The 14,004-nt window shown below is 39.3% G+C and carries 12 protein-coding genes; 1 reads left to right on the top strand and 11 read right to left on the bottom strand.

Annotated elements, in window-relative coordinates:
- Positions 1-3 precede the first annotated feature (3 nt).
- The 9 genes from H5163_RS14165 to pyrC form a co-directional block, all read right to left on the bottom strand.
- Positions 4-1,056, bottom strand: coding sequence for a hypothetical protein (locus tag H5163_RS14165; protein WP_182735410.1), 1,053 nt, complete (start codon positions 1,054-1,056; stop codon positions 4-6).
- A gap of 62 nt (positions 1,057-1,118) precedes the next feature.
- Positions 1,119-2,378, bottom strand: a complete 1,260-nt coding sequence (locus H5163_RS14160) for a hypothetical protein (protein ID WP_182735409.1) — start codon at positions 2,376-2,378, stop codon at positions 1,119-1,121.
- A gap of 11 nt (positions 2,379-2,389) precedes the next feature.
- The gene (locus H5163_RS14155) at positions 2,390-3,007 is read right to left on the bottom strand and encodes an energy transducer TonB (RefSeq protein WP_145241566.1); all 618 of its coding nucleotides are present in this window, start codon (positions 3,005-3,007) and stop codon (positions 2,390-2,392) included.
- Positions 3,007-3,411: a biopolymer transporter ExbD gene (locus tag H5163_RS14150; RefSeq protein ID WP_054205753.1), complete on the bottom strand. Its 405-nt coding sequence runs from the start codon at positions 3,409-3,411 to the stop codon at positions 3,007-3,009. Before H5163_RS14150 ends, H5163_RS14155 begins: the two co-directional genes overlap by 1 nt.
- A gap of 14 nt (positions 3,412-3,425) precedes the next feature.
- Positions 3,426-3,950: a MotA/TolQ/ExbB proton channel family protein gene (locus H5163_RS14145; RefSeq protein WP_145241564.1), complete on the bottom strand. Its 525-nt coding sequence runs from the start codon at positions 3,948-3,950 to the stop codon at positions 3,426-3,428.
- Positions 3,950-5,314 (bottom strand): MotA/TolQ/ExbB proton channel family protein, encoded by a 1,365-nt coding sequence (locus H5163_RS14140; protein ID WP_145241562.1) that lies wholly within the window; start codon positions 5,312-5,314, stop codon positions 3,950-3,952. Before H5163_RS14140 ends, H5163_RS14145 begins: the two co-directional genes overlap by 1 nt.
- Before the next feature lie 6 nt (positions 5,315-5,320).
- Positions 5,321-6,091: a DUF3450 domain-containing protein gene (locus H5163_RS14135; RefSeq protein WP_145241560.1), complete on the bottom strand. Its 771-nt coding sequence runs from the start codon at positions 6,089-6,091 to the stop codon at positions 5,321-5,323.
- Between the two features lie 1,061 nt (positions 6,092-7,152).
- On the bottom strand, positions 7,153-7,362 hold the full coding sequence (locus H5163_RS14130) for a cold-shock protein (RefSeq protein ID WP_145241558.1): 210 nt from the start codon (positions 7,360-7,362) through the stop codon (positions 7,153-7,155).
- A gap of 322 nt (positions 7,363-7,684) precedes the next feature.
- On the bottom strand, positions 7,685-8,737 hold the full coding sequence (gene pyrC / locus H5163_RS14125; protein ID WP_182735408.1) for a dihydroorotase: 1,053 nt from the start codon (positions 8,735-8,737) through the stop codon (positions 7,685-7,687).
- 249 nt (positions 8,738-8,986) lie between these two features.
- Here pyrC and H5163_RS14120 point away from each other — a divergent pair, with 249 nt between their 5' ends.
- On the top strand, positions 8,987-11,356 hold the full coding sequence (locus H5163_RS14120; RefSeq protein WP_145241554.1) for an EAL domain-containing protein: 2,370 nt from the start codon (positions 8,987-8,989) through the stop codon (positions 11,354-11,356).
- Positions 11,357-11,415: 59 nt separating this feature from the next.
- Here the strand turns inward: H5163_RS14120 and H5163_RS14115 are convergent, their stop codons facing one another.
- Both H5163_RS14115 and bamC read right to left on the bottom strand, forming a co-directional pair.
- Positions 11,416-12,834, bottom strand: coding sequence for a YjiH family protein (locus tag H5163_RS14115; RefSeq protein ID WP_182735407.1), 1,419 nt, complete (start codon positions 12,832-12,834; stop codon positions 11,416-11,418).
- Positions 12,835-12,901: 67 nt separating this feature from the next.
- A complete protein-coding gene (gene bamC, locus H5163_RS14110) occupies positions 12,902-13,963 on the bottom strand; it encodes an outer membrane protein assembly factor BamC (RefSeq protein WP_145241551.1) in 1,062 nt (353 codons plus the stop codon).
- Positions 13,964-14,004: the final 41 nt, after the last annotated feature.

Here is a 14,004-nt window from a genome sequence, read left to right as displayed (position 1 = left end):
GACTTACGAAGTTGTTAAAAGTGTTGCAAACGCAAAACTTTGCGCCGGATAAAAAATGATATCAGCCACTAAATAATCGACTTGTTGTGGCGTCATTTTCAGCCGTTTAAGCAAATTAACTTTCGCTTGTTGGACAGTCCAAGCATGGTAATGTATGCCAAGATCGGTTTCCATCATAGCTAACCAAAAAGTACGCTCTTCATTACTTAGTCCTGTTGCAGCTTGCCCAGCATAACCTATCAGACTCTGATAATCTTGTGCCCAATCAAAGCCAACAAGCTTTTTATTAGACAATGCAAAACGCTGTGCAAGCACGGAATAGCGATGATCAACTGCTACATGGATAGAATATGCTTCTTGCTGCATTTCCTTCAACTGAGATTGTACTGCTACTAGCCAATTTATTGGTGCTTTAGTGACGCCTGAGAAGTAATTTAACTTACTTTGATACCAAGACCCACCATTTGATATGCCATGTAAACCAACACTACCTCGGGGTGCATAGAGCGCTAAATAATCATTAAATTCAGTTAGAGTGTGTTTAAGATTTTCTGGAAGATCAACGCGAGCAAGATTTTTAGTTACCTGCGCTTGTAAGGCATTAAGCTCGATTGAGTTGAGTCTAAGTTTGCTCTCTTTAGCAAGTATTAACTGCTGCTGGGTAAAACTAAGCCAGTTGTTTATGTTTGCAGTAATATCGTGTTGCTGGTTATAGGCAAGCATGTTATCGAGCACAGGAATATACACCGGCCACGTAAAGTAACGCTGCGGAAAACGCTCTGCAATAATGAGGTAATCCAATGTGCGCTGAGCGACAGGAGTTAATTCAAGGGTTTGCATTGCTTGATATATGCTGTGGCGCTCTTTTAAATACGCATCACTGAATGGAAACTGTTGCTTGTTAACTGGTTTAATTTCACCTGTTGGTCTTAAAAATTGATTTAGTGTTTGCAACGCTTGCTGAGCTTGCTCTTTACTTTGATACTGATTATTCGTATCACCACATGCGCTCAAGAAAAGCGCTAAGAAGCATATCCATATTAGGTGTTTTATCATGAGTTAATCCAATAAAAAAAGCCCCATAGGGGCTTTTTATAAATTGCTATAGCGAATTAAAGTTAAATCTTAACACCGTTGCGAGCGGCTTTATCTTTAATAAATACAGACCAACCTTTCGCAAACTTACGCGTGCGAGGGTCATCCATTGCTTTAGTAATTGCAGCATAAGCTTGCTTATACTTTTCTTGATAGTAATAAGCTTCCGCTAAATCTGAATAAATAGTTCCTTTCTTATCAGAACCAAATTCAAGCGCCTTGTTCAGACGAACAACGGCAGCACTATAATTTTGCGATTGTAAAAGTAATGAACCTGCTTTGCGATAAAGCTCAGCATCGTCATCAAATTTTGCCGCTTCTTCATAGTACTTAGCTGCTTTTGCAATATCTTTTGAGCGATGGTAGTTACTTGCCACTGCACTGATATTTTGTTTATTACGCTTCACAATCTTATCATCGATAGACTTCTCTAAAACCTTAGCGGCTTTATAAGGGATCTCATTCAATGAATAGAAGTTAGACAAAACTTTATAATCAACTTCAGTTTCAAAATAACCGTTTTTGTAAGCTACTTCCATCGTCGCAAGACCAGTTTTGTAGTCTTCCGTCTGAAGGTAGTATTTACCTAAACTTACCCATGCTTTTTTATCATCTGGCCAAATACGAACAATTTCTTCACCAATTTTAACCATATTTTTATAGTCTTTAAGTTCAAAATAAGAACCTAATTTTAATTGGTAAGGGCCTTTGTTAGGCTCTTTTTGAAGTTTAATTGCTTTATCTGCAGGTGCAAAAACATCTTTGAACTTTTGTAACTGGTAATTAGCTTGGGCTATACGAGTATAAACCGTTGCATCTTCTTCACCAGTAAAGTCCATCCATGCAACATAAGCATTTTTGGCTTTTTCATACTGCTCAGTACCAGCATACATATCGCCTAATGTTTTTAAACTTTGTTCTTGATCGGCAAAGTTCAAAACATCAGGGGCAACAGCTAATTGTAAGTAACTAATCGCAGTCTTGTACTGCTCTTTCTGTGCATACATGCTACCTAAATAGCGATTAACTGTTGCTTTATCGAAATCATCTGATGCATCAATTTCTTTAAGTAAAGCAATTGCTTCGTCTAGCTTTTCTTCGTTATATAAGTCAAACGCTTTTATAACTTTTTTACCAGTGCGCTCACCCATGATTCTAGTTTTTGCTTTCTTCCGCGCTTCAATTTTCGCGGGATCTGGCGCTGCTAGAACCGGTGCAGTAAATACTGCACCCGAGAAAGACATAAGTACCGCAAGTGCTGTTACTTTAGATAAATTTCTCATTACTTGCCTCCTTAATTGCCTTGGTTAATTTTAAAGTCTAGCTGAACTTGTAAGCCAACTTGCTTTTGTGGCTTACCGTCAATAATTTTAGGACGGTATTTCCACTTGCTCAAGGCGCGTTTAGCTTCTCTATCGAAAATACGTTTAGGGTCTGCGTCGATTACTTCAACATCAGTAACCCCACCCAATTCATCGATTGAGAATGAAAGTTGTACCCAACCTTCTTTGCCATCACGTGCTGCTTGTGTTGGATATTTTGGTTCAATACGAACGATTGGTGTCGCATCACCGTCTCGTCCGAATGCCCCTGGACCACTTAGACCACCTGCCGAACTTCCCACATTAATGCTTGGCATGTTAAATGACATAGCACCTGGATTTGGGTTGTTGTTTTCCGGCTGTGGCGGCTGCGGTTTAGGCGGCTGCTTTGGCGGTGGAGGCGGCGGAGGCGGTACTCGCTTCCGTTCCTGCACCTTAGATTCAGGCGGATTCGTCATAATTTCGACTATGATCTGCTCTTTTTGTTCCGTATTACGGTCAGCCCCACCAGAGATGAGGAAGGCCATGAAGTAGAACAAGCCGAAAGTAACTGCCCCACCTGCAATCAGTGAAAACAGAAAACGAATCATTACTGATCTCCAGCTATTGAAATTCTCAGGTTGTCGCCCGTCGCTTTGATCTGGTCCATAACTTTAACCACTACGCCGTGTTTTGCATCTTTGTCAGCTTGCAAAATTACAACTTCAGTAGGTTGTTCTGCTAATAAACTTTCAATTTTTGCTGAAACACGTTCAACATCAACTTGCTGTTTATCAATCCAGATTTCGCCGTTGTCACGAATTGCAATAAAAATGTTAGCATTTTTTTGCTTCGTAGCTTGGGCCGCTTTTGGTTTATTGACCTCGATACCAGCCTCTTTAACGAACGATGTAGTTACGATAAAGAAAATAAGCATGATAAATACGATGTCAAGCATCGGTGTCATATCTACCGTTGCATCTTCTTCTTCACGAAAACGTTGTTTACGTGCCATATTTAATTCTCTCTCTAGTGATGAGGCATACTATCAACAAGCTTGGCTTTCACCATTCTCGCTCTTGCCTCAAGGCGTGAGCTAAAGAATACTCCAGATAATGCCGCAACCATTCCAGCCATTGTTGGGATTGTTGCCATTGAAATACCTGATGCCATTAAACGTGCATTACCTGTACCTTGGCTTGCCATGGTTTCAAAAACCGCGATCATGCCTGTTACTGTACCAAGTAAGCCAATTAAAGGACAAACAGCTACTAATGTTTTAATCAACAACATACGCTGATCTAATTTTTCAGACGCTTCAGAAATCCATGCTTCACGGATTCTGTGTGCGTACCAAGACGTAGTGTCTTGGCGGGCATCCCACTTTGCTACAATTTCCGACGATAAACGAGGAAATTCTGCAAGTAAGAACCAATAGCGCTCAATCATTAAAACCCACATAAGAAAGAGTGCTATCGCGACCACGTATAAAACCTGGCCGCCTGTGCCAACAAAATCCCTGATAGATTCCCAGATCTCCATCAGGACTAGCATTAGGCTTTCTCCTTCTCCGCGTGAGTAGCAATAATACCTGCGCTTTGCTCATCAAGGATGTGTAATACCGACTTACTACGACCCGCAACAACAGCGTGAAGAAGAATAAGTGGTAGTGCAGCAATTAGACCTAGCGCAGTAGTTACAAGTGCTAGAGAGATGTTACCTGCCATGATCTTCGGATCACCTGTACCGAACAATGTGATTGTTTGGAACGTTAAGATCATACCGATTACCGTACCTAGTAGACCAAGTAACGGGGCGATTGCAGCAAGGATTTTAATGATATTGATACCAGCTTCAATGCGTGGCGTTTCACGAAGAATCGCTTCATCAAGTTTAAGCTCAAGGTTTTCAACATCTTGCGATTTATTGTCATGATACACTTTAAGAATACGACCCAGTGGGTTATTTGTATTCGGTGTAGACACGTTTTTAAGCTGGCTATTAATCTTACTACGAGTAAGTGTAAGGTCAATAAAGCGTACTAGTGTGATTAAGATACCTAAACCTAATAACGCAGTAATGATGTAACCAACTACGCCACCTTGGTGGAAGTATTCATCAAGTGTCGCTTTTTGTGTATTGATACGTAAGATAGCACCACGAGTCGGATCCACGTATACACCAGCATAGTTATCAGAAGACGTATTTTCTAAGTCTTTAATACCAGCAAGGATGTAACCATCAGGCTGTTTACCTAAAGGCTGAATTGATTTAGTTTCAGGCGAATAGATTAAGTAGCCATCGTCTGTTACTAAGTTGAAGTTACCGATACGTGTTACTTTCTTAACTGTCGCGTTACCGTCAAGACCTGCAACTTCAGTTTCGAATGTTGAAACTTTAGCTGACTCAGTCATTTCAGTTTGTAGTGAAATCCAAAGCTCTTCAAGTTCACGAACTGTTGGTAGTTCTTTAGCAGCAGCTAATGAACGTAAGATTTCAGCACGGCCAGGTTTTTCAGCAGAAACAAGTGATGCTTCGATTGAACCAATTGCATCTTGCGCAGCACGACGTACAACACCAAACATTTCACCCAACGTACCTTGTGCGCTTTGAAGAGCAGCCTCTTTCTCAGCTAAAGTATTTTCGTTTTGTGCATATTCTTTAGTTAAACGATCGCCACGAGCTTTTTCAGCAGCTAATTGGCTTTTTGCTTTATTAAGTAACGCTTGCTTATCAGCACGATCTGATAAGAATTCTTGCTCACGTTGCTTATTGATTTTGCCTTCAGATATACGCTCTTGCTTTACTTGCTCAAGAATTTTATCTAAAGCAGTGGTATTTGCATGTGCATTAAGCGCGGTACCTGCAGAAACAGATAGTACTGCTGCAACAGCAAAACCTTTAAATAGTTTCTTCATTATTGATTACTCCGCGCCAAAGATTGGTAGTTTAACAAGTTCTAATGTCGCTTGCTTACGCGCCATACGAATAACTTCTTTAACAGGTTTTAGGTATTCATCACCTAATTCTTTCCACTGTTTAGTATTGTTATCCCATACCCATGCGTGCTTTAAGTCAAACGATTGAGCAACGTAAGTGATACGACCAAGTTGGCCGAAATCAACGTTAATGCTCTTGCCATCAACTTCTAAAGTACCTTGTGAAGCAGCTACTAAAGAGCTATATGCAGCTTCGATAGTGTACGCTTCTAACACTTGACGGAACTTCTCTGAAGTAGTAACAGAAGAAGAAACCATTGTTTCACGTAATCTTTCAACACGCGCCAAACGATTGTCACTGTTAAACGGAACGTCCGCTTTGATGAATTGCTCGAGCGTATCGATCATGCGATACATCAAAGGCACAACGTTTTGTTTTGTGTTGTCGATCGTAGCGATTTGACGGTCAAACGATTCAATTGACGCGTTTTGGTCAGCGACCAAACGGGCAACGTGATCGTTGTATACTTTTAATAGCTCAGATTCATCAACAACGCTACGGTACTCAGCTAATAGCTCTTGAGTTTGACCATATACATTGTCAATTTTAGTTTGAGACTTAACCGCAGCCGTTTGAATTTGTAGACCTGCTTTTTGCACGTCATTCAAAGGATCTGCAATCACATTGCTGCTTGCGAATGCAAAAGCGCCAACCAACGCAGTTGCTACAAGACTCTTTCTGATTTTAACAGACATAGTTCCCAACCAATTAAGTAATGTTACTTTTATAATTTAATTACCTCCCGAAGGAGACAACCCTGATATCTTTTAATAGATATCAACCCTCCAATAATGCTAAATGCAATGCACGCTGTCAACTTGATGTTTGGAATTAACCATAAATAAATTAATTCAATCATTGCAAACTAAAACACAAAAAACAAAGGATTAACATAAATGTAACAGAGGTGGATTTTCATATAGGATGAAAGCCGCTTACTAACAACAGTTTTACCTCCCTTAATGAAAGAGAAAACATTAATGTAACATTTTATGTGTAATCAAGCAGGGTTAAAAAAAGTTCATAATAATTTCGAATAAGCGTAATCATTCAGTAAAAAAGCCTTTTTATGCAGCAATAACCTAGGTGTTTCGTACAAAAAACAAGCACCCGACCTTTAAAAGAAAACGTAGCCGCAATTTTACAAACAGAAGTTATATTTGTTTTTTATCTACAAGACTTAAAGGCGCACTGTAAATGTTACCAATATATTCGAAATAATAACGCTATATACCCAATTTCTTTTATACCGATTACTAACCGTGCCAAACTTGTCTATGAACAATCAGAGGTAAAATAGCATTATCTAATTAAATACTAATTTATACCAATCGTGTTAAGTTACTGACCATTTATAGCGACATATAAATACAGTGATAACAAGGCGTAACTTTTGACATGCAGTTGTTCTACTTGAAAAAATTATAACGCAGTTAGCGCTTTATTTAGCTCGCTAGAATGGTTGAATATTTAAGTCGATTGGTATTAATTAAAAACATCATCGTTATTGGTGTTGAGTAGCTGACTAACTGTATACAGTTGGTATAAAAAGTTTATTGAGGGACGCAAGGATGTACACCGCTTGTATTGAGCAGCATTTGGTCTAGTGAAATAGCATTCAGAATTTAGTGTATATTTATTGAGTTTAAAAAGTAGCGGTAGAAAGTTTATTTTAAAAAAGAATTTGATGAGGGGGAAATTATGGTGAAACAGAGTCCTGTTTCACCAAGTTGAACCTAGGTTCACATAATAAAAATTATGCTAATTCTACGTTCTCAGCTTCAGGGCCTTTTTGGCCTTGCTTGATGCCGAAAGACACTTGTTGGCCTTCGCTTAGAGTGCGAAAACCTGAGCCTGTAATAGCGCTGAAATGTACGAATACGTCAGGACCATTTTCTTGTTCAATAAAACCGAAACCTTTAGCTTCGTTGAAGAACTTAACTTTACCAGTAACCGTGTTTGACATACCAAATTTTCCTGTAAGTCAATAATTAAAATTCAGCCAGATTGGCTATATCCTCCCTGAGTGAATGCCCAATAAATCGCTGGGATAAAGTACAGGAAGAAGTAATAACCATTAACCGGAAACCTTACACGCCGCACATTAACCAAAAAATTCAATACGCAAAAACTCAAAGCAAGTTAAGGTTAACACAATATAATTGTTTTAGCTCTATTAATTCAGAATTATTTTAATGCTTTTAACATCAACTCAATAAAACTGTTCAAGTGATTAATTTTAATACAAAAAGCACACCTTTCTCAGCTGTGCTTTACTTACTCTATGGTTATTTGATCAGCCAATCAATTGTACTTTCGGCTTTAATTGGCACCACGTGATCATTTCCTAATGGGTAACTTGCTGGCACTGTCCATGGTTGCTTTATAAGGGTAACAGTATCTGCATTACGTGCTAAACCATAAAAGTCTGGACCAAAATGACTTGCAAAGCCTTCAAGCTTATCAAGCGCTCCGGCCTCCTCAAATGCTTCAGCGTATAACTCAAGTGCAGCATGAGCGGTGTATGCACCGGCACATCCACATGCGGCTTCTTTTTTATCTTTATAATGCGGCGCCGAATCTGTACCTAAGAAAAACTTACCACTGCCACTGGTCGCAGCACTAATAAGTGCTTGTTGGTGTGTATTACGCTTTAATATTGGTAAACAGTAGTAATGTGGGCGGATCCCTCCCGCTAACATATGATTACGGTTATACAATAAATGATGTGCAGTAATGGTTGCAGCCACATTATCAGAGGCATTATTTACAAAATCAACGGCATCTTTAGTGGTGATGTGTTCAAGCACAATTTTTAAATCTGGGAAGTCTTGTACAACATCCACTAAAATAGTTTCTAAGAATACTTTTTCACGATCAAATATATCAATCGATGAATCTGTCACTTCACCATGGATCAGCAATAACATACCGACTTCTTGCATGGCTTTTAATGCTGGGTAAATCTTTTTAATTGATGTTACACCAGAATCAGAATTTGTTGTCGCACCTGCTGGATACACTTTAGCAGCAACAATTTTACCAGTTGCATGTGCTTTTTTAATCTCATCCGCGCTCGTATTATCTGTTAGATAAAGCACCATTAATGGCTCAAAATTTCCTTGTGGCCCGGCCGCCATAATACGGTCGCGATACGCTAAAGCAGTTTCAGTACAGGTTGCCGGAGGAACTAAGTTTGGCATAATAATAGCGCGTCCCATATAGCGGCTAATATCACGCACTGTATCTTTTAGTTGATCCCCATCACGTAAATGAACATGCCAGTCATCTGGACGAGTGATAGTTAACGTTGACTGAGTGTCGAAGGCTTGCTTTGTCATTACTTGTTTCCTCGGCTGAATTTAGTTGATCATATGCATATGCCCTATCTGAGTAAAGATTTTATTGCGGTTTTTCCTGATGCTTTTTATCAACAGATAGAATGAAAACACTGGTTCATCAATCGTTTGGCGTGCGTTTACCTTTACAAACATACCTCGTTAATTTTATTTATTCTTTGTCTAAACGTTAACATTCCGTTAATCTATAAGTATATCAATGACACAAAACGGTATATTCACGCGTGGCATATGCAGAATAAAGTAGACTTATCTTCAGCGCTTGATGCAAAAACCGAGCAACTGAGTATTATTAATCAGTTTTCTTCAAGCTTATTACAGTTAGATAAACTCGATGAATTATTCGACTACGTGACCACTGAAGTAGTTAAGCGGTTAGGCTTTGTCGATTGTGTTATTTATATTGCCGATGAAAGTGCTACAACCTTACATGAAGTCGCATCAATGGGAGTGTCACCTGCAGATAGTAACTATGCCGTAGAACGAAAAACTATCGCATTTAATCAAGGCATTACTGGTTATGTTGCTTCTACAAGTCGCGCTGTTATCATTGGTGATGTCAGTACTGATAGCCGTTATATCGCAGATGTACGCCCTGCAATGTCTGAACTATGCGTACCATTAGTTTATAAGCAGCAGGTTTTAGGAGTTATAGACTGCGAGCACCCGGTGCGTAACTACTTTAGTGATGCCCATCTTGAAATTTTAACCACCGTTGCGCATTTACTCAGTGCCAAAATAAATCAGGTCAATACTGTTGAGAACTTGCAACAAACGGTGAGTAAATTAAATGCTGCACAAAAGCTAGAAGGAACGCTCTTACAAATAGCAAATTTAACCTATCAAGCCAATGACTTAGATACTTTTTTAGAAGCATTGCATGGCATTATGACCAACTTGCTACGCGCTGATAACTTTTTGGTAGGGCTATACAACAAAAATATCGATATCCTCGATATTGTTTACATTGTCGAGGAAGGAGTACGTTCAAATGCTCATAAAAAAATATCAAAAGAGCAACTAAAACATACCGCATCCTATTACCTTTTAAATTCCGAACAGCCATTACTATTAAATAAAAAAGAATATCAACAACATATAAATGATGGCCATTTTAAAATGGTAGGCCGCCAGTCAGAATCTTGGCTTGGTGTTCCATTTAAAGTAAGCGAACATATAAGTGGTGTGATCGTAGTACAAAGTTACGATAAAACTCACCATTATAATGATCATGACCGCGCTCTACTGACGTATGTCAGCCGCCAAATTAGTATGGCTATCGACAGACAACTATCTCGCCAAGCACTTGAACATCGCGCTTTGCATGATGAATTAACTGGGCTTGCTAATCGCTCTTTACTGATTGACCGCATTAAGCACGGCATCTTACGGCTAACTCGAACACCCAAAGGGCGATATCATGCGTTGCTGTATCTAGATTTCGACCGCTTCAAAAGCATCAATGATTCTTTAGGGCATGAAGTGGGCGATCACTTTTTAATCGCCATTTGTAAGTTAATTAAAGGCACAATTCGAAATACCGATACATTCGCACGACTCGGTGGTGACGAGTTTGCTATTTTTATGGAAAACATCACTCATAAAAACCAAGTTAATGATGCATTAAAGCGGATTAAAAAAGTACTCGCTAAACCACTTAATATTGATGGCCATTTACTGCAAGCTTCTACTAGTATTGGCGTTGCATTTTGCGAAAACGAAAATGATAAAGCCTATCAGTTATTACAGCATGCAGATGCTGCAATGTACGAAGCTAAATCAACAGGCCGTGGCCAAGTCAGGTTTTTTAATAACACCATGCGTAAAAAGCTTAAAAGTCACGCAGATATAGAAAATGATCTACAACATGGCATTGAGCATCATGAATTTGAGTTATATTATCAGCCGATCTTTGCTATACAGCAATGTAACGTTGTAGGTTTTGAAGCGCTCGTTCGTTGGCACCACCCACGCAAAGGCTTTGTTTCACCTAATGATTTTATTTCAATAGCAGAAAACACTGGGCAAATAATTAATCTCGACCTGCATTTATTAGATCTGGCAGGAAAACAAATAGCTGCGTGGCAACAACAAGGTAAACGTTTCTTGCGTGTGACGGTGAATGTTTCCTCACGACACTTTGCAAGTGTAGACTTTATCTCGCAAATTCATGCTATTTATAATAAATATGAGCTAGCATTAGGCTCCTTATGTTTAGAGATCACCGAATCAGGTTTGATCGAAAACTTAGAATTAGCAACCAAGATAATTGAAGGGTTAGCGCCATTAAAAGTAAAGTTATGTTTAGATGATTTTGGCACCGGATACTCTTCTTTGGGTTACTTACACCAACTGCCAATTCATGTGCTAAAAATTGATAAGAGCTTTATTGACCGTCTTAAAGACACCGCCACGCCATTAGTTGATGCCATTTTGTCATTGGCATCATCACTTAAGTTAGATGTTGTAGCCGAAGGAATTGAAACGCAAGAGCAACTCGCCATATTGCAAAAAACTCAATGTGATTTTGGCCAAGGCTTCTTAAAAGCCAAACCCCTGCCCGCCGCTCAAGCAATTTTATTGATTGATAAACCACTTTAAAACAACCATAAAAAAGCCCTGATTAATCAGGGCTTCTTGCAAATAAAAAACAGGCAGAATCAGCCAACCAACCAATGTGCCATCAGAGCAATAACGGGTAACGTGATCAAGGTTCTGAGAATAAATATTACAAACAATTCAAATATATTTACCGGGATTTTACTACCCAATAAAAGCGCGCCCACTTCTGACATGTAAATTAACTGGGTTACACTCATTGCCGCAATAATAAAGCGAGTAACATCACTTTCAATCGTGCCAGCAGCTAAGATTGATGGAATAAACATATCCGCAAAGCCAACCATGATCGTTTGCGCGGCAGCTTCTGCTTCTGGTATTTGTAATAACTCTAAAAATGGGATGAACGGTTTACCTAAATAAGCAAATATCGGCGTATATTCAGCAATAATTAATGCGAATGTGCCCACAGCCATCACTACAGGTAATACTGCAAACACCATATCCAATGCGTTGTGAATGCCTTCTTTCATTGTACCTGCAAAGCCCGGTGAGTTTTTAGCTTTGTGCAGCGCGACATGTAGGGCATGTTTAAACACATTTTTGCCATGCGGCACGCGCTCTTTGTGCTGATCAGGCTGACTACCATCAATATATATATCTTTCTTAAAGCTCAATGGCGGTATGCGTGGCACGATCAGCGCAGCAACAACTCCCGCTAAACAAACCGTTAAATAAAATGGGGCAAATAATTTTTCTAGTCCTACTTGGCCTAATACCACCAAACAAAACGTAATTGATACCGCAGAGAATGTAGTACCGATAATCGCAGCTTCACGCTGAGTGTAATGCTTTTCTTCATATTGGCGCGCGGTCATTAAAATACCCACACTGCCATCGCCTAACCAAGAGGTTGCACAATCAACAGCACTTCGTCCTGGCACGCCAAATAACGGGCGCATTACTCTAGTTAATAACGTGCCTACTAGCTCCAGCAAACCAAAATTTAACAATAAAGGCAGTAATAAGCCCGCTAAAATAAACACCGAAAATAGCACTGGTAATAAATCTTTTAGCACTAAGCCACCGGTACTTCCTGATGTAATACCATCGAAAAGCGGAATTAAAAACTCTGGTAATGTCGATTTAAAATCCGGATTATTAATGCTTAAAACCGTTAAGATAATAAACGCCATACCAAATAAACGGATCACTAGCCAAAGCCAATGCACATCAAAAAGATGCTTTAAAATAGTAGATTTCATTAATACCGCAGGCTTAAAAACCTTGAATATCAATGATAAAACACCTGTAGTACAAATAATTAATGTAATCAACGTATCGGCATACGATGTAATATGAGCTTGCACCGCTTTTGCCATAACAGCGATAGGAATAGTCATTGCCCCGTCCATTGGCACTGGAGTCATGAATAAGAGAACCCCAATCAGAGACGGAACTAAAAAATTAAACCATATCTTAGAGTCAAACTGCGGGTGAGAGGAAGTTAGATTAGACATTGTTTTCAACCTGTAAAAACCACAAAAAGAGCAAAAGCTCTTTTTGTGGTGTTATTATTATTTATTATTAAATTTTAATACCGCGTTGACGCAAAGCACTTTCTAACGCTTGTTGTAAGTCATTCATCGTACCAGGCTCTAACGTTGTGCCTTCATCGTCCATCCACGTTAAGCTAGTACCACCTTCTTTGGTGCGACTGACTAAAATTTGATATTGGCCATTTTCAATCGGTAATTCAGCAAGCTCTTCACCCCAAATTGAATCCCAAACACTTGATTCAGGTTTGTTGTAATCAGCTGTGATCAAACCACGATCTTGGTCAATTTCAACAATCGTAAACGACAAGCGCTCAAGGAACCCTGAGAAACGATCAAATATTAATGAGTAATCCTGTTCCGTTACCAGCGCCGCATTACCTTTATTGTCAAAGCCCATTTCCAACGAAATAATGCCTTGTTGTTTGCGAATTTCAACTTCAAGTTGACGATAACGATAATCAAATTCAGCCACAACTTGATTTAGTGCACGCACTTCTAGTTGCTGTTGCAAAATTGGCGTCAATGGCACATCTTTACTATTGTATTCCGCTAGCTTAGCGCTTAACGAAGCAGTACGCTGATGTGACTTCTCTTCAATAGTAAAAATAAAACGTTGCTCAGATACAGCGGTATCGCTATTCCACAACCAACCTTCCTCGGGTTTGATAATCGCATACCAGTCAGTTTCAATCGAACCTAATGACTTATCTTGTTTGATTGCCTTTGTTTGATGCTCAGTTAACACAGCGTGTACTGAATCCCAAATAAACTCATCTAAATTTGCAATACCATCGTTTTTATCAAAATAAACGCGTGCTTGTTTATCACCTTCTTCAACCCAACTGCCTTTTGCCACAGTTAATACTTGTGCTGGGGGACGATAGTTTGTTGAATCCGGATCATTATTATATTCTGCCACATCCATTTTATAAATGGGGTCTAAAGCTGGCTGAGCCAATTGTCCTGGCACTTGTACCGGCTCACTGGCACGGTAATTACGTTTTTGATGCGCTTCGTCAGTGAACACACCACATCCTGACAAGCTAACCAATACGCTTACAGCAAGCGCTTTTGGGATCCAATACTGCACAGATAATTCTCCTTAGCATACCCTTAATTGTTTTAACAAAT

The organism is Pseudoalteromonas sp. SG44-8, from assembly GCF_014164125.1.
Taxonomy (GTDB): Bacteria; Pseudomonadota; Gammaproteobacteria; order Enterobacterales; family Alteromonadaceae; genus Pseudoalteromonas; species Pseudoalteromonas rhizosphaerae.
This window is presented reverse-complemented; position numbering and strand designations above follow the sequence as displayed.